This is a genomic window from Variovorax frigidus (assembly GCF_051216515.1).
GTDB lineage: Bacteria > Pseudomonadota > Gammaproteobacteria > Burkholderiales > Burkholderiaceae_C > Variovorax.
In genome coordinates this window covers 547,766-568,552 of record NZ_JBPJZF010000001.1, presented here as the reverse complement: position 1 = coordinate 568,552, position 20,787 = coordinate 547,766, and the positions used below count along the sequence as shown (strand labels likewise).

The window sequence follows — 20,787 nt, the reverse complement described above, 5'->3', positions numbered from 1 at the left end:
GCGGCGACTGCAGCCTCCGGCCACCGACGACTTCGCGGTGCCCGTTCTACTTCTTCTTGATTTCACCCATGGCATTGATCGTTCACAAATACGGCGGTACGTCGATGGGCTCGACCGAGCGCATCAAGAACGTCGCCAAGCGCGTCGCCAAGTGGGCGCGCGCGGGCCACCAGATGGTGGTGGTCCCCAGCGCCATGAGCGGCGAGACCAACCGCCTGCTCGGCCTGGCCAGAGAGCTGGCTTCCGGCAAGGCCGACTCGCAATACGAGCGCGAGCTCGACATGCTGGCGGCGACCGGCGAGCAGGCTTCGTCGGCGCTGCTGGCGATTGCGCTGCAGGCCGAAGGCGTGCAGTCGGTCAGCTACGCCGGCTGGCAGGTGGCGGTGCGCACCGACGATTCGTATACCAAGGCCCGCATCGAGAGCATCGACGATGCCCGCGTGCGTGCCGATCTCGAGGCCGGCAAGGTGGTGGTCATCACCGGCTTCCAGGGCGTCGACGATCACGGCAACATCACGACGCTCGGTCGTGGTGGCAGCGACACCTCGGCCGTGGCCATCGCCGCGGCGATGAAGGCGGCCGAATGCCTGATCTACACCGACGTCGATGGTGTCTACACCACCGACCCGCGCGTCGAGCCCGATGCGCGCCGCCTGCTGACCGTGAGCTTCGAGGAAATGCTCGAGATGGCCAGCCTGGGCTCCAAGGTGCTGCAGATCCGCTCGGTGGAATTCGCCGGCAAGTACAAGGTCCCCTTGCGTGTGCTGTCGAGCTTCACGCCCTGGGACATCGACATCAATGAAGAAGCCAAATCTGGCACGCTGATCACTTTCGAGGAAGACCTGAACATGGAACAAGCCGTCGTATCCGGCATCGCGTTCAACCGCGACGAAGCCAAGATCTCGGTGCTGGGCGTGCCCGACAAGCCGGGCATCGCGTACCACATCCTCGGCGCGGTGGCCGATGCGAACATCGAAGTCGACGTGATCATCCAGAACCTGAGCAAGGACGGCAAGACCGACTTCAGCTTCACGGTGAACCGCAACGACTACGCCAAGGCCACCGACCTGCTCAAGGCCAAGGTGCTGCCGACCTTGGGCGCGGACGAGATCGTCGGCGACACCAAGATCTGCAAGGTCAGCATCGTGGGCATCGGCATGCGCAGCCATGTGGGCGTCGCGAGCAAGATGTTCCGCGTGCTGAGCGAAGAGGGCATCAACATCCAGATGATCTCGACCAGCGAAATCAAGACCTCCGTCGTGATCGACGAGAAGTACATGGAGCTGGCCGTGCGCGCATTGCACAAAGCTTTCGATCTCGATCAACCTGCGGCCTGAAACCGCTCCAAAGACTGGCATAATCCAGGCTTCCAAAGGAACTGTGACCGAGTGGCCGAAGGTGCTCCCCTGCTAAGGGAGTATGGGGTGTAGAGCCTCATCGAGGGTTCGAATCCCTCCGGTTCCGCCAAGATGCTGAAGCCCCGTTGATCGTTTGATCGGCGGGGCTTTTTTCATGCTCGCCTTCTTCCGGAAAGGCGTTGATCCGCTGTAAGCGGCCGCGTGGACGCAGACGAAGCCCTCGAAGCCAGGCAGCCGGGCCGGTGCGGTCCTCATCGTGGTGCTGTGGCTGGCTATGGGCGCAGTGGCGTGGTCTTGGCTCAAGCCGCGTCTGCAGGCAGCCCCACGTCGCACCCCCGAGCCGCCGCGCTTTCACGGTCAACCGACGCCACGGGCGCAGTCTTCAGCGCGGCACGGACCCGTCGTGGCGCACCGCGCCGAACTGCGCTTCGAGCGCGGCGAGCGGCAGCCGGCCCTGCAGGCCGATGGCCACCACGGCCGGCCCGGCCTGTGGCGCCGTGGCGCGACGCAGCGAGGCATGGCGGCCGGCGAACTGGAGCTCGGTCCATTCGGCTTCGCCGGTGCGCAGCAGGGCCTTGAGCCGCAGCAGGCCCTCGGGCGCGTCGGCCATCCAGCGGCGCAGCGTCGCGGCTTCGAAGCAGCGCTCGGGCCGGGCAGACCAGGTCTGGAACAGCTCGCCATGCCGCGGCAGTGCATCGCCGCCGGGCGAGGGCCCCGCATGGTTGCAGCCCGGGCCGCAGACGTGCGGCGCCTGCGCGCCGGGTGCCGGCCGGGTCGGCCATGCGGGCTCGCGCAGCAGCTCGAGCGGCACGCGGGCCTGCACGGTGTCGAAGCACGGCGTCTTGGGGGCGCTGGCCGCGATGCGCGCGTGCACGCGGGCCAAGACCTCGCCGTCCACGGTGTCGGTCTTGTTGACGACGATCAGATCGGCCGCCCGCAACTGGCGTTCCATCGTGTCGGCCAGCAAGGGATCGCCCAGATGCGCGAGCAGGGCGCCGGCGTCGACCAGCACGACCACGCCGCCCAGGCTCAGGCCGGGGTCGGCCAGGCCCAGCTGCGCAATGCGCCAGGGGTCGGACACGCCGCTGGCCTCGACCACCACGCCGTCGAAGCGCGTGCCCGAGGAAAGCACCTGCATCAGCGCGCGCGACAGGTCGTCGCCGATCTGGCAGCAGACGCAGCCGTTGCTCAGTGCGATGGTGTCGCCGCTGGCGGAGGCGATCAGTTCGGCATCGATGTTGAGCGCGCCGAAGTCGTTCACCAGCACCGCGATGCGCTGGCCTTGTGTGGCGCGCAGCCAGCCGTTGAGCAGCGTGGTCTTGCCGGCGCCGAGGAAGCCGCCGATGACGGTGAGCGGCAGGCGCCTTGTCATGCGCATGTCGGGCTCAGCCCCGGTGCGCTTCGAACACGCGGCCCGAGAGCACGGTGCCCCACACGCGCGCGTCCTTCAGCGCGGCCGGGTCCATGGCCAGCGGGTCGTCTTCCAGCACGCAGAAGTCGGCGCGTTTGCCGCATTCGATGCTGCCGACCTCGTGGTCGAGCTTGAGGGTCCAGGCCGCGCCCAGCGTGATCGCGCGCAGCGCCTGCGGCACCGTGATGCGCTCCTTCTCGCCGAGCACGCGGCCCTTGGGCGTGACGCGATTGACGGCGCACCAGGCGGTGAAGAGGGGCCCGAGCGGTGTCACCGGCGCATCGGAGTGGATGGCCAGCGGCACGCCGGCTGCGAGCGCGCTGCCGCAGGCGTCGAGCCGGTTCGCGCGGTCGGGGCCCATCGTCATCTCGTAGTGCTGATCGCCCCAGTACCAGAGGTGGTTGGCGAACAGGTTGGCACACAGCCCGAGCGATGCCATGCGGCGGAACAGCGGCGCGTCGATCATCTGGCCGTGCTGCAGCGTGTGGCGGTGGTCGGGCCGCGGCGTCTTGGTCAGGATGCGCTCGATGGCGTCGATGGCGACCTCGCTCGCCTCGTCGCCGTTGGTGTGCGTGTGGATGGTCAGCCCGGCGCGGTGGTAGGTCTCGAAGTCAGCCTCGTACTGCGACGGGGCCGTGACCCAGATGCCGTTGGGCGCGCCGTTGAAGTGGCCGGGCCAGCGCAACCGCGCCGAGAAGCCCTGGATCGAGCCGTCGAGCATCATCTTCACCAGCCCGTAACGCAGCCGGTCGGTGTTGCGGGCCTTCAGCGCCGTCACGTGCTCGGCGCCCTGTGGCGCCCCGTGGGTGCCGTGGAAGGCCTGGAAGGCGGGCAGGATACGCACGCCGAAGTCGTCGTCGCCGGTCACGCTTTCGAGCACGCGGCAGTCTTCCTCGCCCAGCTTGTTGACCAGGTCGGTCGCGGTCGTCACGCCCTGCATGCAGGCCAGCCGCGCGAAGGAGCGCACGCCGGCTTCGGTCATCGGCGCCAGCAGGCCGGCATTGCCGATCTTTCGCAGCACGAGGTACATCGCCGCGGGTTCCTGCAGCTCGCCGGTGGGCTCGCCGGCGTTCGGGCCGTCGGCGAACTTCAGCACGCCCTCGACTTCGTTGTCGCGCGTGACCTCGGCGATGCGCAGCATGGCCGAGTTGACGTTCATCAGGTGGCCGTTGGCGTGGCCGATGACGATGGGGCGCGTTGTGCTCGCGCGGTCCATGTGCGCGACCGTCATGCGCTCACCGCCGAAGTAGATCGGGTCGAAGCCCCAGGCGATCAGCGGCTCGCCGTCGGGCCGGCCCTCGGCCGTCATGCGCGACGCGACCTCGATCAGCCGCGCCACCACCGCCTCCATCGAGCGCAGGCCGGGCCACACCTTGCCCTGCGGGTCGCGCCGGTCGAACCAGCCAAGGTACGTCCAGTCCCACATGCTGCCTTCCTTCAGATGGCAGTGGCCTTCGACCAGCCCGGGCATCAGCACCTTGCCGGCGAAGCGCTGGTCCAGCGCGAAGTCGCCCCAGGCCTGCATGTCGGCCAGGGAACCGACCGCCAGCACCCGGCCGTCGCGCACCGCGACGTGCGTGGCGCTCTCCTGCATCGGGTTCATGGTGATGATCCTGCGGGCGGGGTAGACGGTGATCGGGCTCATGGATGGCGTGGCTTGGTTGGATGAGGGGAGGGCGGAAAGGCTCAGGCGGCAGGCATCTGCAGCGGGACGGTCGGCACGCCGTCGACGACATCGACGCGGCGGCAGCGCACCCAGTGGCCGGGCGCGACCTCGCGCAGCGGCGGCAGGTCGGCCGCGCAGGCCGGCTCGGCGACCGGGCAGCGACCGGCGAAGCGGCAGCCTGCCGGCGGGTTGATCGGGCTCGGCGGATCGCCGCTCAATTTGATGCGCTGCGCCGCGCGCCGGCGGCCGCCGTCGACGGTCGGCACCGCCGACATCAGCGCCACGCTGTAGGGATGCAGCGGCCGGGCGAAAAAAGCGCGGCGCGGTGCGCGCTCGACGATCTGGCCCAGGTACATCACGGCGATCTCGTCGCAGATGTGCTCCACCACCGCCATGTCGTGCGAGATGAAGAGGTAGGTCAGGCCGAGCTGGCGCTGCAGCCGCACCAGCAGGTTGAGGATCTGTGCGCGGATCGCGATGTCCAGCGCCGACACCGGCTCGTCGCACACCACCAGTTCGGGGTTGGTGGCGAGCGCGCGCGCGATGTTGATGCGCTGGCGCTGGCCCCCGGAGAACTGGTGCGGGAACAGGTGCTGCTGCTCCGGCCGCAGGCCGACCGCCTCGAACAGTTCGTCCACGCGCGCGCTGCGTTCGGCCGGCGTGCCGACCTTCATCAGGTCGAGCGGCGCACGCACCGTGGCGCCGGCGCGCTCGCGCGGGTTGAGCGAGGAGAACGGGTCCTGGAAGATGATTTGCATGCGCCGGCGCGCGAGGCGCAGCGCCTCGCCGCGCAACGCGCTCAGGTCCATGTCGCCGAGCCGGATGCGGCCCGAGGTCAGGGGCGACAGGCGCATCACCGCCAGCGCGGTGGTGGTCTTGCCCGAGCCCGATTCGCCGACCACGGCCAGGGTGCTGCCGCGGCTGATCTCGAAGGACACGCCGTCGACCGCCTGCACCACCTCGGCCGGCCGGCCCCAGCCTGCGCCCGGGCGCGGGAAGTGCACCTGCAGGTCCTGCACGGACAGCAGCACGTCGGTGGAGGCGATCTGCGTCACGCGACCTCCAGTTCGGCGCGGGCGGGCGCGCTCGCGTGCAGCCAGCAGGCCGCGCCGTGCGGCGTGGAGGGCCGCTCGGCACCGGCGTCGCCCAGCGCCAGCATCGGCGGCACCTCGGCAGCGCAGCGCGGCATGGCCTGCGGACAGCGTTCGCGGAAAGCGCAACCGTTGCCCAGCTCCCAGATCGAAGGCACGACGCCGGCGATCTCGGCCAGTGCGACGCGCTCGCCGGCTTCGGACGCGACGCTGCTGCCCAGCGCGGGCAGGCAGTCGATCAGTCCGCGGGTGTAGGGGTGGCCGGGCCGGCCCAGCACTTCCTCCGTGGTGCCTTGTTCGATCACCCGGCCGGCGTACATCACCATCACGCGGTCGGCCATCTCGGCCACCGCGCCCATGTCGTGCGTGATGAGCATCACGGCGGTGCCCTTCTCGCGCTGCAGCGCGCGCAGCAGGTCGAAGATCTGGGCCTGCACCGTCACGTCGAGTGCGGTGGTGGGTTCGTCGGCGATCAGGATGTCGGGCCGGCAGGCCAGCGCCATCGCGATCATCACGCGCTGGCGCATGCCGCCCGAGAGCTGGTGCGGGTATTCGTCGACGCGCCGCTCGGGCGCCGGAATGCCGACCTGCTGCAGCATCTCGATGGCGCGCTGCCGTGCGGCGGCCGCGTCGAGCCCGGCGTGCAGCCGCAGCGACTCGCCGATCTGGTCGCCCACGGTGAACACCGGGTTGAGCGAAGTCATCGGCTCCTGGAAGATCATCGAGATGCGGTTGCCGCGCACCGCGCGCATGCGGGCCTCGTCGGCCTGCAGCAGGTCCTCGTCGTGGAACAGCACGCGGCCGCCGCTGATGCGCCCTGGCGGGGAGGGGATCAGGCGCAGCAGCGCGAGCGCCGTCATGCTTTTGCCGCAGCCCGACTCGCCGACCACGCAGAGCGTCTCGCCGGCGCGGATCTCGAAATCGACGCCGTTGAGGACCAGCGCCCGGCCGCGCCGGGTCTTGAATTCCACGTGCAGGTCCTGCACGCGAAGGATCGCGTTGTCGGTGGCCATCAGCGTTCCCTCAGTTTCGGGTTCAGTGCATCGTTCAGGCCGTCGCCGATCAGGCTGACGGCCAGCACGGTGACGAAGATCGCCGCGCCCGGAAAGGCGACGGCCCACCAGCAGTCGAGCACGTACTGGCGGCTCGAGCCGATCATCAGTCCCCAGCTCATCTGGTTCGGATCGCCCAGCCCGAGGAAGGACAGGCCGGCCTCGAACAGGATCGCCGCACCGATGGCCAGCGTGGCCGACACCACCAGCGGCGGCAGCGCGTTGGGCAGGATCACCTTCCAGATGATGCGGGCGTCGCGCGCGCCGATGGCCCGCTCGGCGCGCACGAACTCGAGGTTGCGGAACTTCAGGAACTCGGCGCGCGTGAGCCGGGCGGTACCGGTCCAGCTGACGACGCCGATGGCCAGCGTCACGGTCACCAGCGAGGGCGAGAACAGCGTCACCACGACCATCGCGAACAGCAGGGCCGGCAGCACCTGGAAGAACTCGGTCACGCGCATCAGCACCGCGTCCACGCGGCCGCCGTAGTAGCCGGCGAAGGCCCCCAGCGTGATGCCGATCAGCACCGACAGCAGGGCTGCGACGGCCCCCACCAGCAGCGTGGCGCGACCGCCGTAGATGAGCGTGGTCAGCACGTCTCGTCCGAGGTAGTCGGTGCCCAGCCAGGCGTCTTCGCCGAAGGGCGCGGTGAGCGGCGCGGCGCGGATCTCGAACGGATCGGCAGGGTAGACCCACGGCCCGGCGATCGACACCGCCAGCACCAGGAACAGCGTGGCCATCCCGACGATGGCCGAGGGGTTGCGCACGAACATGCGCAGCGCCTCGACGGACGGGTGCGGCACCTTGGCGGTCGCACGGGGCAGCGCGACCGGGGTGGCGGCCTGGGGAAGGGTGGAGCTGTTCATGCGGTCTTGATCCGGGGGTCGATGAGGCGGTAGCAGAAGTCGGTCACGAGGTTCATGACGATCACCACCACGCTGGAAAACAGCAGCACGCCCAGGATGGTCGGGTAGTCGCGACGAAGCACCGAATCGAAGGCCAGCCGGCCCAGGCCGGGCCAGTTGAAGACGGTCTCGACCAGGATCGCGCCGGCCATCACGTTGCCGAACTGCAGCCCGAGCACGGTGACCACCGGCAGCAACGCGTTGCGCAGCGCGTGCTTGTAGAGCACCACGCGGTCGGCCAGGCCCTTGGCGCGCGCGGTGCGGATGTAGTCGGCCCCCAGCACGTCGAGCATCGCCGAGCGCGCGAGCCGGCTGTACTGCGCGAGGTAGACCAGCCCCAGCGAGACGGTCGGCAGCACCAGGTGGTGCAGCACGTCGAGCACGTCGGCGAAGCCGCCGCCGCTTGAGTCGGCCGCGCGCATGCCCGACACCGGCAGGATCGGGATCACCGAGGCGAACAGGATGATGAGCATGATCCCCATCCAGAACACCGGTGCCGCGAAGCCCACCATGCTCAGCACCGTGATGAACTGCGAGAGCAGCCCATTGGGCTTGCGCGCCGACAGCACGCCCAGCGTGGTGCCCAGCACGAAGGCCCACAGCACCGCGCTGAGCACCAGCAGCAGCGTGGCCGGCACGCGCTCGAAGATCATCTGCGTGACCGGCAGGTTGAAGAAGTAGGAGTAGCCGAGATCGCCACTCAGCACCTTGGAGAGATACACGCCGAGCTGCACGTACAGCGGCTTGTCGAGGCCGTACTGGGTGCGCAGCTGCGCGACCATCTCGGCGCTCATGCCGCCGCTGGCGCCGGCGATGGTTTCCACCGGATCGCCCGGCGCCGCATGCACCAGGACGAAGTTGAGGACCACCACCGCGAGCACCAGGGCCAGGCCCTGGAGCACCCGCGACAGGGTCTGGCGCGCAAGATTCATCGTGTTTTCTCCCGCCACCGAAGCAGCCGTTTCAGCCTCAATCCCGCAAGCCCCGCGCCACCGCCGGGCCGCCCCCTGCAAGGGAAGCGCCGCGAGACGCGGCGTGCGAACCCCGGGGGTCTACTTGAAATACACCTCGTCCATCGGCGACAGCGGACCCCAGATGGAGACCGGCGCGTTGACGATCTTCTTGTCGTAGGCCGTGTGATAGGGCACCTGGTTCACGAACAGCAGCGGCAGCTCGTCGGTCACGATCTTCTGGAAGGTGGCGTAGTAGGCCTTGCGCTTGGTCGGGTCGGTGATGCCGCCGGCGGTGTTGAGCAGCTCGTCGACCTGCGGGTTGGCGTAGGACTGCGTGTTGGTCCAGACGATCGGCTTGATGTTGGTCGACAGGTAGGTGCGGTGCACGCCGATGATCGGGTCGCCCCAGTTGAACACCAGGTCCATCGACATGTCGAAGTCGTGCGTGGCCATGCGCTTGGCCCAGGCCGGGAAGTCGGCCGAGGCGCGCACCTCGACCGCGATGCCCACCTTCTTCAACTGGCCGCGGATGTACTCGGCCACGTTCTTCTGCTGGTCGTCGTTGCCCGGCAGGTAGTCGATGGTGAGCTTGAAGCGCTCGCCGTTGGGCCCGGCCTTGTAGCCGGCGGCATCGAGCATCTCGCCGGCCTTCTTCAGATCGACCGGGTAGCGCACCAGGTCGGTCACCGCGAACGGGCTGCCGGCCACGATCGGGCCGTCGGACGGCGTCGCGAAGCCGCCCATCAGCGCCTTGGCGATGAAGTTCTTGTCGATCGCCGTGGCGATGGCCTTGCGCACCGGCAACTCCGACAGCGGCTTCTTCTTGAGATTGAAGGCCAGCCAGTTGAGTGCGCCGATGCCGTCGTAGCCCTGCGGCGTGAGCGAGGCCTTCGGGTTCGCGCTCAGGCGCTTGAGGCTGGTCGGGGTGGTGACGAAGGGCACCATCTGGATGTCGCCGCGCTCGAAGCCGAGCATCAGGGTGGCGCTGTCGGGCGTGATGTTGACGATCAGGCGGTCGAGGTAGGGCCGCCCCGGCAGGAAGAACTTGTCGAAGCGCTCCAGCACGATGCGCTGCGAGGGATTGAACTCGGTCACGCGGAAGGGACCGGAGCCGACCACGTCGGTGCCGTTGCGCGGATGCGTCTTGAGGTCCTGGCCGTCGCCGTAGATGTGCTTGGGCAGGATGGGTGCGAGCGCGGGCGACATGGCCAGCACGATCGCGGGGTGCGGCGTGCTCATGCGGATGATGGCGGTGTAGGGGTCGGGCGTGTCGACTTTCTCGACCGGGGCCAGCATGGTCTGGAACGGGTGGTTGGCCTTGATCGCCATGATCGAGAAGGCGACGTCGGCCGAGGTGATCGGCTTGCCGTCGTGGAACACCGCGTTCTTGCGCAGGTTGAGCGTCAGCGACCTGGCGTCGTCGGACAGCTTCCAGGTCTCGGCGAGGTAGGGCTGCGGATTCCACTTGTCGTCGAAGCGCAGCGGGCTCGCGAAGATCTGCGTGCCGGGCAAGGCGGTCGCGATGCCGGACTGCACCGCGCCGTTGAGGTGGCGCGGCGTCTGCGTGCTGCCGATGACCAGCGTGCCGCCGCGCTTGGCTTCCTGGGCGGTGGCCGGGACCGACATCAGCGCGCCGGCGGTGAACAGGGCGGCCGCCAGCAAGGCGGTGCGACGGACGAGACGGATAGGGGGCATGCGTACCTCTTCGGATGTCGACGGATGAACGAGGCCCGCAAGCCTCAACTCCGAAGATAAGGCGCAGGCCACCCCGGTGCGAAGATCCACAGTAACGTCAACGAAAGGTCCAGATGGCAAGGGTTTTCCCCGCTCTGCACCCAAGCCATGCACGCGCCCCGATGTGGCGCATGCGGTGCCGTGTACTTCTGTCTACCTCGCTCTACTTCTCGTCGCGCAGCCAGTACCACTTGTAGAGCGCGCGCTGGCCGATGCGGCGGAAGGGCGCGAACAGCGGCGACTCCACCAGGCCCAGCACATTGGGGAAGGGCAGGGGCGAGCGGTAGATCGGCAACTCGAACACCGCATGGCCGCCGTCCTTGCCGGCCACACGCTCGGCCAGCCGCTTGCCGGCCCAGGTCGAGAACGACACGCCGTTGCCGCCGTAGCCCACCGCATACCAGATGGTCTTGTGATCGTCCGGCTGCGTGATGCGCGGCATCATGTCGTGGCTCATGTCGACCCAGCCCCACCACGAATAGTCGATCGGGATGCCGGCCAGCGGCGGGAACTTGCGCGCGATGGCATCCGTGAGCAGCTTCAGGTGCACCGGGTCTTCGGCGTCGGCGCCGCTGACCGAACTGCGGCTGCCCAGCTGCAGACGGTTGCCCTTGAGGAGGCGGTAGTAGAAGCGCAGCGTGCGCGTGTCGGTCAGGAAGGTGAGGGACTTGAAATGGGTGGCCGCCATTTCCGCATCGGTCAGTGGCCGCGTGACGACCGAGTTCGAGAGGATCGGCATGATCCGGTTCTTCAGCAGCGGGTTCAGCGCCTGGCCGGTGTAGCCGCCGGTGCACACCGCCACCCGCTTGGCCCGGACGATGCCACCGGGCGTGCGCAGGTGGTGCACGCCGTCGATGGTTTCCCAGCCCTGCACCGGGCTCGAGGTGTGGACCTTGACGCCCAGCGCACGCGCCTTGCGCAGCAGGCCGAAGGTGAACTTGAGCGGATGGATGCCCACGCCCTCGGCCTCGAACATCGCACCCACCGTCTCGCGCTCGTCGCAGTAGTTGCTGCGCACCTCCTCGGCGCTCATCATGCGGGTGGCGTAGCCGAAGGTCTCGCGCATCAGCGTGGCCTCGGCCTCGAGTCCGGCCAGCTTCTCGGGACGGTGCGCCAGGTGCAGATGCCCGCCGTCGCAGGCGTCGCAGTCGATCTGCGTGGTCAGGTGCCTGAAGTTCTCGAAGCCGTCGCGGATCTCGGCATCGAGCCGCTTCGCCGTGTCGATGCCCCAGCGTGCGATCCATTGCGAGCGCTTGAGACGGCCGCTGGCGTTCTGGCCCTGGCCGCCGCTGCGGCTGGAACAGCCCCAGGCCGCCTGGTTGGCCTCGAGCACCGTGGCCTGGATGCCGTGCTCCTGCGCGAGATAGAGCGCGGTCGACATGCCGGTGGCGCCCGAACCGATCACCACCACGTCGACGTCGATGTCCCGCACCACCGGTCCGTCGTCCTCCGGCGGCGTGCCGGCGCTGGCCACCCACCAGGTCGGCGCGTAGGCCCGGCCCGCACCGGGGTCGGTCGCTACCAGCGGGTCGTAGCGCGGGTCGTAGGGCTTGCGCGTCGGCGTGGACGGCGCTTCGGTGAACGGCGCGGGAGCGATCGTCGTCATGAGCGGCGCCCCGGCTTACTTGGCGGCCGGCTGGTTGGGCCGCGTCTTGCGGAACACGTTCTTCAGGTGGATCTTCCCGTCCCTGAAGCCGAACACGTCGATGCCGTCGGTCTCGATGCGGCTGCCGTCGGCCGCAGTGCCGGTGAAGGTCCACTGCGAGGTGCCGAAGTCGCCGTGCACGAAGTGCTGGCCGTTCTCCCACTGCGCATCGGGCACCGCCTGCCACGCGGCGGCGAAGGCCTTGCGCACGGCCTCGGTGCCGACATGGCGCGTGCCGCAGGCGTCGGGGCCCGCCGCGGTCTGGAAGATGCAGTCGGGCGTCATGAAGCCCATGAGGGCATCGATGTCGTGGCGGTTCCAGGCCTCGCTGAAGGCGGCGAGGGTGGCGGTGCTGACGGAAGGGGTGGGGGCGGTCAAGGTGGGAACTCCTGGAATGAATGAGGACAAGCGTAGGCAACGCGCTGTCCGCGCGCTAGGGCCAGTTCGGGGGATTCGACCGATCCAGACGCAGCGTCTGGATCGCACGGCGCTTGCGCGCGACCACGCGGGCCGTAGACTGCGGCCCACCATGACCTCCTCGCGATCGACCCAATGGGCCCAGCTTTTCGCGCTGCCCGATCAGCCGGCGCTGCCGCTGCAAGGCCGGCTGCGCGCCGCGGTGGTGCGGGCCATCCTGGAGGGCCGGCTCGGCCCCGGCGCGCCGCTGCCGTCCTCGCGTGAACTGGCCGCGCTGCTCGGGCTCAGCCGCAACACCGTGACCTCGGCCTACCTGCAGTTGATGGACGAGGGTTTTCTCGAGGCGCGCCCGCGCAGCGGCGTGTTCGTGGCGCCCGGCGCGCGGCCGCTGGCGGCGGCGCCGGCCGAACCGCTGGTGGGACGCAGCGGCCAGTCGGGCCAGCCGCCGGACTGGTCGATCCGCGTGCTGCGCTCGCTGCTCGACCAGCCCACGCTGGCCAAGCCCGACCAGTGGCGCAGCTACCCGTACCCCTTCGTCTACGGCACGCACGACCCGCAGCTTTTTCCCACCGAGGATTTTCGTGAATGCTGCGCACGCAGCCTGGCGCGCTCGCAGCTGCCGCACTGGACGCCGGACTTCGAGACCGACGACGTGCCCGACCTGATCGAGCAGATCCGCACCCGGCTGCTGCCCAAGCGCGGTGTGTTCGCGCTCAAGGAAGAGATCCTGGTGACGGTCGGCGCGCAGCATGCCTACTACCTGCTGGCCGAGGCGCTGTTCGACGAGCGCAAGTTCGTCGGCCTCGAGGAACCGGGCCATCCGCACGCGCGCAACAGCTTCTCGCTGCGCAACCCGCGCTGGGTAGAAGTCGCGGTCGACGACGAGGGCCTGGTGGTCGATGCGCTGCCGGCGGTCGACTACCTCTTCGTCACGCCCTCGCACCAGAGCCCGACCACGAGCACGCTGAGCCTGGAGCGGCGCCAGTGGCTGCTGCGCAAGGCCGAGCTGCAGGACTTCGTCATCATCGAGGACGACTATGAAGCAGAAAACCTGTATCAGGGCGCGCCCATGCCGGCGCTCAAGAGCCTGGACAAGACCGGGCGCGTGATCTACGTCGGCTCGGTCTCCAAGAGCCTGTCGCCGGCGCTGCGGCTGGGCTACATCGTCGCGCCCCGCGCGCTCATTACCGAGCTGCGCGCGGTGCGCCACGCGATGGTGCGGCACCCCAGCGCCTTCCTGCAGCATGCCTACGCGCTGTTCCTCTCGCTGGGGCACCACGAGTCGCACGCGCGGCGCGTCAACCAGGCCATGCAGGAGCGGCTGGCGCTGGCGGCGCAGGCGCTGCGCGACCACCTGCCGGATTTCGATTTCCAGCTGCCGCAGGGCGGGGCCTCGCTCTGGGTCCAGGCCCCGGCCTGGGTCGACGCCGCCGAACTGGCATTGATGGCGCGCAGCCACGGCGTGCTGATCGAGGCCGGCGACGTTTTCTTTGCCAAGCCGCCGTACCCCTGTCCCTTCTTCCGCCTGCGCCTGTCCTCCATCGCCACCGCGCAGATCCCGGCCGGCATCCGCGCGCTCGGCCTGGCGGTGGAAGAGCTGGCGCTGGCGCGCGGCGAGCAGCGCCCGCCCATCACGCGGCCGCACTGAACGATCGCGCACAAGGCGCGTGCACGCGGTGCGGCGTGCGCACCACAACGAGGGTAAGTCCCGAGCCCCTGGCTCCATCCCCTCGAGGGTGCTGGCACTTCCGAGCGCGCCGCGATGCGTGCACAGTGGCTTCGCGCAGCAGCGTGGTCTCGCGTCTGCTTCATCCACCCCTTCGAGGAGATATCCGATGAACCGTTCCAAGCGTCTCACCCTGCAAAGCGCAGCCGCCCTCGCCACCGTCGTGCTCTGCGGCGGCGCCCTGGCCCAGGCCAAGGCCAAGGAAGTGACCTTCGCGCACCAGGACATGCTGGTGCCGCTGCGTCTGGTGATGGAGTCGGGCGAGGTCGAGAAGGCGACCGGCTACAAGATCAACTGGCGCATGTTCTCCGGCGGCGGCGACGTGATCCGTGCCATGGCCTCGGGCGACGTGCAGATGGGCGAGACCGGGTCCAGCCCGCTGACCGCCGCGGCCAGCCAGGGCCAGGACATCCAGCTGTTCTGGATCTCGGCCGACATCGCCGACGCCGAGGCCCTGGTGGCGCGCAACGGCAGCAACATCAACGGCATGAAGGACCTGGCAGGCAAGAAGGTCGCGACGCCCTTCGTCTCGACCGCCCACTACCAGCTCATGGCTGCGATGAAGATGGAAGGGGTCGACCCGCGGAGCGTCAACGTGATGAACATGCGCCCGCCGGAAATCGCCGCCGCCTGGGAGCGCGGCGACATCGACGCCACCTTCATCTGGGACCCGGTGCTGTCGAAGGTCAAGGCCAACGGCAAGAGCATCGCCACCTCCGGCAGCATCGGCAAACGCGGCGCACCGACTTTCGAGGGCATCGTGGTCAATGCCAAGTGGGCCGCCGCCAACGAGCCCTTCATGATCGCCTTCGTGCAGGCGCTCAACCGCGCCAACGACGAGTACAAGGCCTCGGCCAAGGGCTGGACCGCGGATTCGCCGCAGGTCAAGGCGATGGCCAAGTGGACCAAGGCCGACCCGAAGGACGTGCTGCCGGTGATGAGCCTCTACAGCTTCCCGACCATGGCCGAGCAGCTGTCGCCAACCTGGCTGGGCGGTGGCGCGGCCAAGGCGATGGCGGGCACCGCGGCCTTCCTGAAGGAGCAGGGCCGGGTGCAGGAGGTCAAGCCCGACTACAGCGCCTTCGTCACCACGACCTACGTCACCAAGGCGATGGCGAAGTAAGCGCGTCATGCCGACGCTCGACATTCGCGACCTCACGGTCAACTACGCGGTCAAGGGCGGCACGCTGCAAGCCCTGGCACCGGTCAACCTGAAGATGCACGACGGTGACTTCGTCGTCGCGCTGGGTGCTTCGGGCTGCGGAAAGACCACGCTGCTCAACAGCATTGCCGGATTCCTCCCGCCCTCGACCGGCGAGATCCTGCTCGATGGCCAGCCCGTGGTCGGCCCCGGCGCCGACCGCGGCGTGGTGTTCCAGAAGCACGCGCTGATGCCCTGGCTCAACGTGCGCGACAACGTGGCGCTGGGGCTGCGCCTGGGCGGCATGGGCCGTGCCGAGCGCGACCGCATCGCCGAGGAGAAGCTGGGCCTGGTCGGTCTGACGCCCTACGCCGACCGCGCCGTCTACGAGCTGTCGGGCGGCATGCAGCAGCGCGTGGGCATCGCGCGCGCGCTGGCCAGCGATCCGGCCGTGCTGCTGATGGACGAACCCATGGGCGCGCTCGACGCTTTCACGCGCGAGTCGGTCCAGGAGATCCTGCTCCGGGCCTGGTCCAAGTCCAACAAGATGGTGTTCTTCATCACCCATTCGGTGGAGGAGGCGCTGTTCCTCGCGACCCGGCTGATCGTGATGAGCCCGAGCCCGGGCCGCATCTCGCATATTTACGACGACATGCCTTTTTCGCGCCAGTTCCTCGCCCATGGCGATGCACGCAAGGTCAAGTCCGAGCCGGAGTTCATCCGCCTGCGCGAAGAGGTGCTGTCGATCATCCATCACCGGGAGGCCGCCCATGTCTGAAGTCACCGTCGCCGTCCCCGTCGCGGTGCCTCCGCCCTCGACGCCGTCCGCCGCACCCGCGCCGGCCGCGGGCGCCGCCCTGCGGACCAGCGCGTTCAAGGTGCCGGGCGAAGGCTCCAGCGGCACCATCAGCGTGGTCACGGTGGTGGCGCTGCTCGCGCTGTGGGCCGTCGTCACCAACATCGGGTGGATCAAGCCGCTGTTCCTGCCTTCGCCGCAGGCGGTCTTCCAGCAGTTCCACGAGTACCTGACCGGCCAGGCCAACGACAAGCCGCTGTGGCAGCACTTCCTGGCCAGCATGTTCCGCGTGTTCTCGGCCTTCCTGCTCGCGTGCCTGACGGCCATCCCGGTCGGCATCGCGATGGGCATGAGCCGCTGGGCGCGCGGCATCTTCGACCCGCCGCTCGAGTTCTATCGGCCGCTGCCGCCGCTGGCCTACCTGCCGCTGATCATCATCTGGTTCGGCATCGACGAGCTGCCCAAGGTGCTGCTGATCTTCCTGAGCTGCTTCGCGCCGCTGGCGCTGGCCGCGCGTTCGGGCATGCGCAGCGCGTCGCAGGAGCAGATCAACGCCGCCTACTCGATGGGGGCGAGCTACCTGCAGGTGATCCGGCACGTGATCCTGCCTTCGGCGCTGCCCGACATCCTGGTGGGCATGCGCATCGCCATCGGCTTCGGCTGGACCACGCTGGTGGCCGCCGAGATGGTCGCGGCCAACATGGGGCTGGGCCAGATGGTGCTGAACGCCTCCAACTTCCTGCGCACCGACATCGTGATCATGGGGATCATCGTGATCGGCGTGGTGGCCTACCTGTTCGACCTGCTGATGCGTTGGCTCGAACGCCGGCTGGTGCCATGGAAGGGGCGCATGTAGGGGCGGAGGCGCACGGCCTGCACGCGTATTGAAAAAGGCCCTCGCATGCGCGAGGGCCTTGTCATTTCAGCGGCTCATCGCACGGCTTCGCGACCGCGGGGCCCCGGTGGGTTGCGAACGGCATCGACCGGGTCGTCGGTGGGCAGCGGCGTGCGTCCGATCAGCCATGCGCACCAGGCCGACACGGCCCCCGCGAACACCACGTACATGCAGATCAGCCAGGGCTGGCCGCCGCCCGACTTGAGCAGCGCGGTCGCGATGATGGGCGTGATGCCCGAGGCGAAGATGCCCGAGAACTGGTAGACGAAGGAGATGCCGGTGTAGCGCACCTTGGCGTCGAACAGGTCGCAGAAGAGGGCGGCCTCGGGCCCGTAGACCGAGGCGTACAGGATGCCGAACGGAATGATGATGGCCAGCCAGATCATGAACATGCTGCCGCCGCTGTGGGTCATCAACCAGAACGCGGGGAACGACGACACCGCCGTGATGAGCGAGCCCCACATGTAGACCCGCGGACGGCCCATGCGGTCGGACAGCCGGCCGAAGAAGGGAATGAAGAAGCACATCACCACGGCGGCCGCCATCACGCCCAGCAGCGCCTCGGTCCGGCTGATCTTGATGGTGCTCGTCAGGTAGTTGATCGAGAACACGCCGAAGATGTTGAAGAACACGCCGTCGATGTAGCGTGCCCCCATGCCCTTGAGCACGTTGCCCGGGTAGCGCCGGAGCATGTCGAAGAAGGGGATGCGCAGCTCGGCGTTCTTGGCCTTCACGGCGGCGAACTCCGGCGTCTCCTGCACGTGCAGCCGGATGTACATGCCGACCACCACCATCACGCCCGAGATCAGGAACGCGATGCGCCAGCCCCAGGCCATGAATTGCTCGTCGGTCAGCAGCCACGACAGCAGCGCCACCACGCCCGAGGCCAGGCACAGGCCGATGGCCAGGCCGATCTGCGGCAGCGAGGCATAGAAGCCGCGCTTCTCCTTGGGCGCGTACTCGTAGGCCATCAGCACCGCGCCGCCCCACTCGCCGCCCAGGCCGATGCCTTGCGCGACGCGCAGAAGCAGCAGCAGCAGGGGTGCCGCGATGCCGATCTGCGCATAGGTCGGCACCAGCCCGATCAGGAAGGTGGCCACGCCCATGATCATCAGCGTGATGACCAGCATGCTCTTGCGGCCGATCTTGTCGCCGAAGTGGCCGAAGATCACGCCGCCCAGCGGGCGCGTGACGAAACCCACCGCGAAGGTGGTGTAGGCCAGCATCGTGGACACCACCGGGTCGCTGCCGGGGAAGTAGAGCTTGTTGAAGACGATGCCCGCCACCACGCCGTACAGGAAGAAGTCGTACCACTCGATGGTGGCGCCGACCAGCGCCGACACCACCACCTTGCGAATCTTCTTCTCTTCCGCTGTCATTGCACTCATGTGTTTGTCTCCAATGAAGTGTCGTTGGGATGCCCTCGCGGGGCCTGCGTGTCTACCGAAATCGTGCGGGTTGCCTTGCGTCTTCGCGGACCATGTCGACGGCCTTCTCGGCCATCATCACGACCGGCGCGTTGGTGTTGCCCGAGACCAGCGTGGGCATCGCCGAGCAGTCGATCACCCGCAGGCCCGCGATGCCGTGCACGCGCAGCCGCGCGTCGACCACGGCCACTGGGTCGTCGCCCATGCGGCAGGTGCCGCTGGGATGGAAGATGGTGGCGCCGTGGTCGCGGCAGAACGCGAGCAGCTCGTCGTCGCTCGCGGCCTGCGGGCCGGGCTTGACCTCGCGCTTCACGTAGGGGCGCATGGCGGGCGCATCGGCGATGGCGCGCGCCGCCTTCAGGCCGGCCACCGCGGTGCGGCGGTCGAGTTCCGTCGACAGGTAGTTCGGTTGCATCGACGGCGGTTCGAAGGGATCGATCGAGCGGATGCGGATGTGGCCGCGCGATTCGGGCCGCAGCTGGCACACCGACATCGTGAAGCCGGAGTAGGGGTGCACCCGGCCGCCCGCCATGTCGGCCGAGAGCGTGGCCACGTGGAACTGGATGTCGGGCGTCGCGCTGACGGGGCGGCCGTGTTCGTCCTTCAACGCCTGCATGAAGCAGCCGCCCTGGTTGATGCCGATGGCCAGTGCGCCGGTGCGATGCAGCAGCCACTCCAGTCCCAGCCTGGCCTGTCCGACCCAGGAGTTGAGCTGGTCGTTGGTCGTGATGGGTCGGGTGCATTCGTAGCCCACGCGGATCTGCAGGTGGTCCTGCAGGTTCTCGCCGACGCCGGCCAGGTCGTGCAGCACCGGTACGCCGCGCGCCTCCAGCAGCGCGCGCGGGCCGATGCCCGAGAGCTGCAGCAGCTGCGGCGACTGGATGGCGCCGGCCGACAGCAGCACCTCGGCACGGCAGCGGGCGGTCTTCATCTCGCCGCCCTGGCGGTAGCGCACGCCCACCGCGCGCCGGCCTTCGGTCAGCAGGCCGGCCGCGAAGGCCTCGGTCTCGATGCGCAGGTTGGGCCGGCGCTTGACCGCCGGCGGGAGATAGGCCTTGGCGGTGCTGCAACGCAGGCCGTGGTGGGTGTTGAGCTGGAAGTAGCCCGCACCTTGCTGGCGTGCGCCGTTGAAGTCCTCGGTGCGCGGCACGCCGATCTGCTGCGCGCCGTCGATGAAGGCCTCGATCAGTTCATGCCGCGCGCCGATGTCCGACACCTTGAGCGGGCCGTCACCGCCGTGCAGCGGACTGCTGCCGCGCTGGTTGCCCTCGGAGCGGATGAAATAGGGCAGCACCTCGTCGTAGCCCCAGCCCGCGTTGCCCAGCGCGGCCCAATGGTCGTAGTCCTCGCGCTGTCCGCGGATGTAGATCAGGCCGTTGATCGAACTGCTGCCGCCCAGCGTCTTGCCGCGCGGCCAGTAGATGCGGCGCCCGTTCATGTTCGGGTCGGGGTCGGTCTCGAAGCGCCAGTTGACCTCGGGGCTCCACATCGTCTTGCCGTAGCCGATGGGCAGATGGATCCAGGGCGAGCTGTCGCGCGGGCCGGCTTCCAGCAGCAGCACGCGGGTGGCCGGGTCTTCGCTGAGGCGGCCGGCGAGCACACAGCCCGCCGAACCGGCGCCCACCACGATGTAGTCGAATTCGTTGAGATTCATTCCGGGACTCGGTTGCGATGGAACAATCGCCGCATCGGTCCGGATCGTAGGTCAATGATTTTCGGAACGCAATGTTCCACTTTAGAGGTTTACCCGCATGACGTCCTCACGACGCGACACTGCTGTCGTCCCGTTTTCCGCGCCCGAGGCGCTGTCCGCGGAGGGCACAACCGGCTCATCCGCCGAGCGCAGCCTGCGGCTGCTGGCGCTGCTCGCGAGCGAAGGCCGGGCCCTGACGCTGGCCGACCTCGCGGCGCGTCTGGCCCTGCCCAAGGGCACCGCGCACCGCATCTGCACACAGCTGCTGGCCGCCGGTTTCCTGGCGCGCGACGTGGACGAGCGCGCCTTCAGCGTCGGTCCGGCGCTGCGCCAGCTGGCCTTCGACACGCTCAACCACGGCGTGGTGCGCGGACTGCGCCACGACGTGCTGTCGGAGCTGGTGCGACAGATCGGCGAGACCTGCAACTTCACCACCCTCGACGGCACCCAGGTGCTCTACCTCGACCGGGTCGAGGCCCAGTGGCCGTTGCGCCTGACGCTCGAGATCGGCTCGCACGTGCCGCTGCACTGCACCGCCAGCGGCAAGCTGCTGCTGGCCCAGATGCCGCGCGAGGAACGCGACGCCGTGATCGCCGGCCTCACGCTCACGCGCATGACGCGCAACTCGATCGTGGCCGCGTCCCGGCTGCGTGCCGAGTGCGACGCCATCATCGAACGCGGCCATGCCTGCGACAACGAGGAGTTCATCGCCGGGCTGGTGGCGGTGGCGGTCCCGGTGCGCAACGCGGCCGGCGCGGTGCGTGCCGCGATCGCGGTGCATGCGCCCTCGGCGCGCATGTCGCTCGACGAGGCGCTGGCGCAGCTCGACGCGCTGCAGACCGCGGCCCGGCGCATGGGCGCGCTGCTCTGAGCGTCG

General features: G+C 68.8%; 17 protein-coding genes and 1 tRNA gene. 7 read left to right on the top strand and 11 right to left on the bottom strand.

Annotation, left to right across the window (positions count from 1 at the left end; all coding sequences use genetic code 11):
* Positions 1–68 precede the first annotated feature (68 nt).
* Together ACSFBC_RS02670 and ACSFBC_RS02665 are read left to right on the top strand one after the other, a co-directional pair.
* Entirely contained in the window at positions 69–1,337 is a 1,269-nt protein-coding gene (locus ACSFBC_RS02670; RefSeq protein ID WP_435508755.1) for an aspartate kinase, read from the top strand.
* A gap of 37 nt (positions 1,338–1,374) precedes the next feature.
* A tRNA-Ser gene (locus tag ACSFBC_RS02665) sits at positions 1,375–1,467 on the top strand.
* Positions 1,468–1,740: 273 nt separating this feature from the next.
* Here the strand turns inward: ACSFBC_RS02665 and ACSFBC_RS02660 are convergent.
* The 9 genes from ACSFBC_RS02660 to ACSFBC_RS02620 form a co-directional block, all read right to left on the bottom strand.
* Positions 1,741–2,730 carry a CobW family GTP-binding protein gene (locus tag ACSFBC_RS02660; RefSeq protein WP_435508754.1) on the bottom strand — a complete coding sequence of 330 codons (990 nt, stop codon included), beginning with the start codon at positions 2,728–2,730 and terminating at the stop codon, positions 1,741–1,743.
* 13 nt (positions 2,731–2,743) lie between these two features.
* Positions 2,744–4,414 (bottom strand): amidohydrolase, encoded by a 1,671-nt coding sequence (locus ACSFBC_RS02655; RefSeq protein ID WP_435508753.1) that lies wholly within the window; start codon positions 4,412–4,414, stop codon positions 2,744–2,746.
* Positions 4,415–4,455: 41 nt separating this feature from the next.
* Complete coding sequence (locus ACSFBC_RS02650) at positions 4,456–5,490, bottom strand: ABC transporter ATP-binding protein (protein ID WP_435508752.1); 1,035 nt, start codon at positions 5,488–5,490, stop codon at positions 4,456–4,458.
* Positions 5,487–6,539 carry an ABC transporter ATP-binding protein gene (locus ACSFBC_RS02645; protein ID WP_435508751.1) on the bottom strand — a complete coding sequence of 351 codons (1,053 nt, stop codon included), beginning with the start codon at positions 6,537–6,539 and terminating at the stop codon, positions 5,487–5,489. The genes ACSFBC_RS02650 and ACSFBC_RS02645 overlap by 4 nt, the downstream gene beginning before the upstream one ends.
* On the bottom strand, positions 6,539–7,444 hold the full coding sequence (locus tag ACSFBC_RS02640) for an ABC transporter permease (RefSeq protein ID WP_435508750.1): 906 nt from the start codon (positions 7,442–7,444) through the stop codon (positions 6,539–6,541). Before ACSFBC_RS02640 ends, ACSFBC_RS02645 begins: the two co-directional genes overlap by 1 nt.
* Positions 7,441–8,415, bottom strand: a complete 975-nt coding sequence (locus ACSFBC_RS02635) for an ABC transporter permease (RefSeq protein WP_435508749.1) — start codon at positions 8,413–8,415, stop codon at positions 7,441–7,443. Before ACSFBC_RS02635 ends, ACSFBC_RS02640 begins: the two co-directional genes overlap by 4 nt.
* A gap of 120 nt (positions 8,416–8,535) precedes the next feature.
* The gene (locus tag ACSFBC_RS02630; RefSeq protein ID WP_435508748.1) at positions 8,536–10,131 is read right to left on the bottom strand and encodes an ABC transporter substrate-binding protein; all 1,596 of its coding nucleotides are present in this window, start codon (positions 10,129–10,131) and stop codon (positions 8,536–8,538) included.
* A 202-nt stretch (positions 10,132–10,333) separates the two neighbouring features.
* The gene (locus ACSFBC_RS02625; RefSeq protein ID WP_435508747.1) at positions 10,334–11,776 is read right to left on the bottom strand and encodes an NAD(P)/FAD-dependent oxidoreductase; all 1,443 of its coding nucleotides are present in this window, start codon (positions 11,774–11,776) and stop codon (positions 10,334–10,336) included.
* 15 nt (positions 11,777–11,791) lie between these two features.
* Positions 11,792–12,193 (bottom strand): nuclear transport factor 2 family protein, encoded by a 402-nt coding sequence (locus ACSFBC_RS02620; RefSeq protein WP_435508746.1) that lies wholly within the window; start codon positions 12,191–12,193, stop codon positions 11,792–11,794.
* Positions 12,194–12,344: 151 nt separating this feature from the next.
* On the opposite strand from ACSFBC_RS02620, the gene pdxR reads away from it, so the two are divergent.
* From pdxR to ACSFBC_RS02600, 4 genes are all read left to right on the top strand, one after another.
* Complete coding sequence (gene pdxR, locus ACSFBC_RS02615; protein WP_435508745.1) at positions 12,345–13,880, top strand: MocR-like pyridoxine biosynthesis transcription factor PdxR; 1,536 nt, start codon at positions 12,345–12,347, stop codon at positions 13,878–13,880.
* Between the two features lie 187 nt (positions 13,881–14,067).
* Positions 14,068–15,081: a taurine ABC transporter substrate-binding protein gene (gene tauA, locus ACSFBC_RS02610; RefSeq protein ID WP_435508744.1), complete on the top strand. Its 1,014-nt coding sequence runs from the start codon at positions 14,068–14,070 to the stop codon at positions 15,079–15,081.
* Positions 15,082–15,088: 7 nt separating this feature from the next.
* The gene (locus ACSFBC_RS02605; RefSeq protein ID WP_435508743.1) at positions 15,089–15,877 is read left to right on the top strand and encodes a taurine ABC transporter ATP-binding protein; all 789 of its coding nucleotides are present in this window, start codon (positions 15,089–15,091) and stop codon (positions 15,875–15,877) included.
* Positions 15,870–16,751, top strand: coding sequence for an ABC transporter permease subunit (locus ACSFBC_RS02600; protein WP_435508742.1), 882 nt, complete (start codon positions 15,870–15,872; stop codon positions 16,749–16,751). The genes ACSFBC_RS02605 and ACSFBC_RS02600 overlap by 8 nt, the downstream gene beginning before the upstream one ends.
* A 74-nt stretch (positions 16,752–16,825) precedes the next feature.
* Here the strand turns inward: ACSFBC_RS02600 and ACSFBC_RS02595 are convergent, their stop codons facing one another.
* Positions 16,826–18,169, bottom strand: a complete 1,344-nt coding sequence (locus tag ACSFBC_RS02595; protein WP_435509253.1) for an MFS transporter — start codon at positions 18,167–18,169, stop codon at positions 16,826–16,828.
* A 61-nt stretch (positions 18,170–18,230) separates the two neighbouring features.
* A complete protein-coding gene (locus tag ACSFBC_RS02590; RefSeq protein ID WP_435508741.1) occupies positions 18,231–19,871 on the bottom strand; it encodes a GMC family oxidoreductase in 1,641 nt (546 codons plus the stop codon).
* A gap of 97 nt (positions 19,872–19,968) precedes the next feature.
* On the opposite strand from ACSFBC_RS02590, the gene ACSFBC_RS02585 reads away from it, so the two are divergent.
* Positions 19,969–20,781, top strand: a complete 813-nt coding sequence (locus ACSFBC_RS02585) for an IclR family transcriptional regulator (RefSeq protein WP_435508740.1) — start codon at positions 19,969–19,971, stop codon at positions 20,779–20,781.
* Positions 20,782–20,787: the final 6 nt, after the last annotated feature.

Coding starts and splice junctions, on each gene's coding strand:
- ACSFBC_RS02645 (WP_435508751.1), bottom strand. CDS start 6,539: ATGGCCACCGACAACGCGATCCTTCGCGTGCAGGACCTGCACGTGGAA.
- ACSFBC_RS02655 (WP_435508753.1), bottom strand. CDS start 4,414: ATGAGCCCGATCACCGTCTACCCCGCCCGCAGGATCATCACCATGAAC.
- ACSFBC_RS02600 (WP_435508742.1), top strand. CDS start 15,870: ATGTCTGAAGTCACCGTCGCCGTCCCCGTCGCGGTGCCTCCGCCCTCG.
- pdxR (WP_435508745.1), top strand. CDS start 12,345: ATGACCTCCTCGCGATCGACCCAATGGGCCCAGCTTTTCGCGCTGCCC.
- ACSFBC_RS02590 (WP_435508741.1), bottom strand. CDS start 19,871: ATGAATCTCAACGAATTCGACTACATCGTGGTGGGCGCCGGTTCGGCG.
- ACSFBC_RS02625 (WP_435508747.1), bottom strand. CDS start 11,776: ATGACGACGATCGCTCCCGCGCCGTTCACCGAAGCGCCGTCCACGCCG.
- ACSFBC_RS02630 (WP_435508748.1), bottom strand. CDS start 10,131: ATGCCCCCTATCCGTCTCGTCCGTCGCACCGCCTTGCTGGCGGCCGCC.
- tauA (WP_435508744.1), top strand. CDS start 14,068: ATGAACCGTTCCAAGCGTCTCACCCTGCAAAGCGCAGCCGCCCTCGCC.
- ACSFBC_RS02595 (WP_435509253.1), bottom strand. CDS start 18,169: ATGACAGCGGAAGAGAAGAAGATTCGCAAGGTGGTGGTGTCGGCGCTG.
- ACSFBC_RS02660 (WP_435508754.1), bottom strand. CDS start 2,730: ATGACAAGGCGCCTGCCGCTCACCGTCATCGGCGGCTTCCTCGGCGCC.
- ACSFBC_RS02640 (WP_435508750.1), bottom strand. CDS start 7,444: ATGAACAGCTCCACCCTTCCCCAGGCCGCCACCCCGGTCGCGCTGCCC.
- ACSFBC_RS02670 (WP_435508755.1), top strand. CDS start 69: ATGGCATTGATCGTTCACAAATACGGCGGTACGTCGATGGGCTCGACC.
- ACSFBC_RS02635 (WP_435508749.1), bottom strand. CDS start 8,415: ATGAATCTTGCGCGCCAGACCCTGTCGCGGGTGCTCCAGGGCCTGGCC.
- ACSFBC_RS02605 (WP_435508743.1), top strand. CDS start 15,089: ATGCCGACGCTCGACATTCGCGACCTCACGGTCAACTACGCGGTCAAG.
- ACSFBC_RS02585 (WP_435508740.1), top strand. CDS start 19,969: ATGACGTCCTCACGACGCGACACTGCTGTCGTCCCGTTTTCCGCGCCC.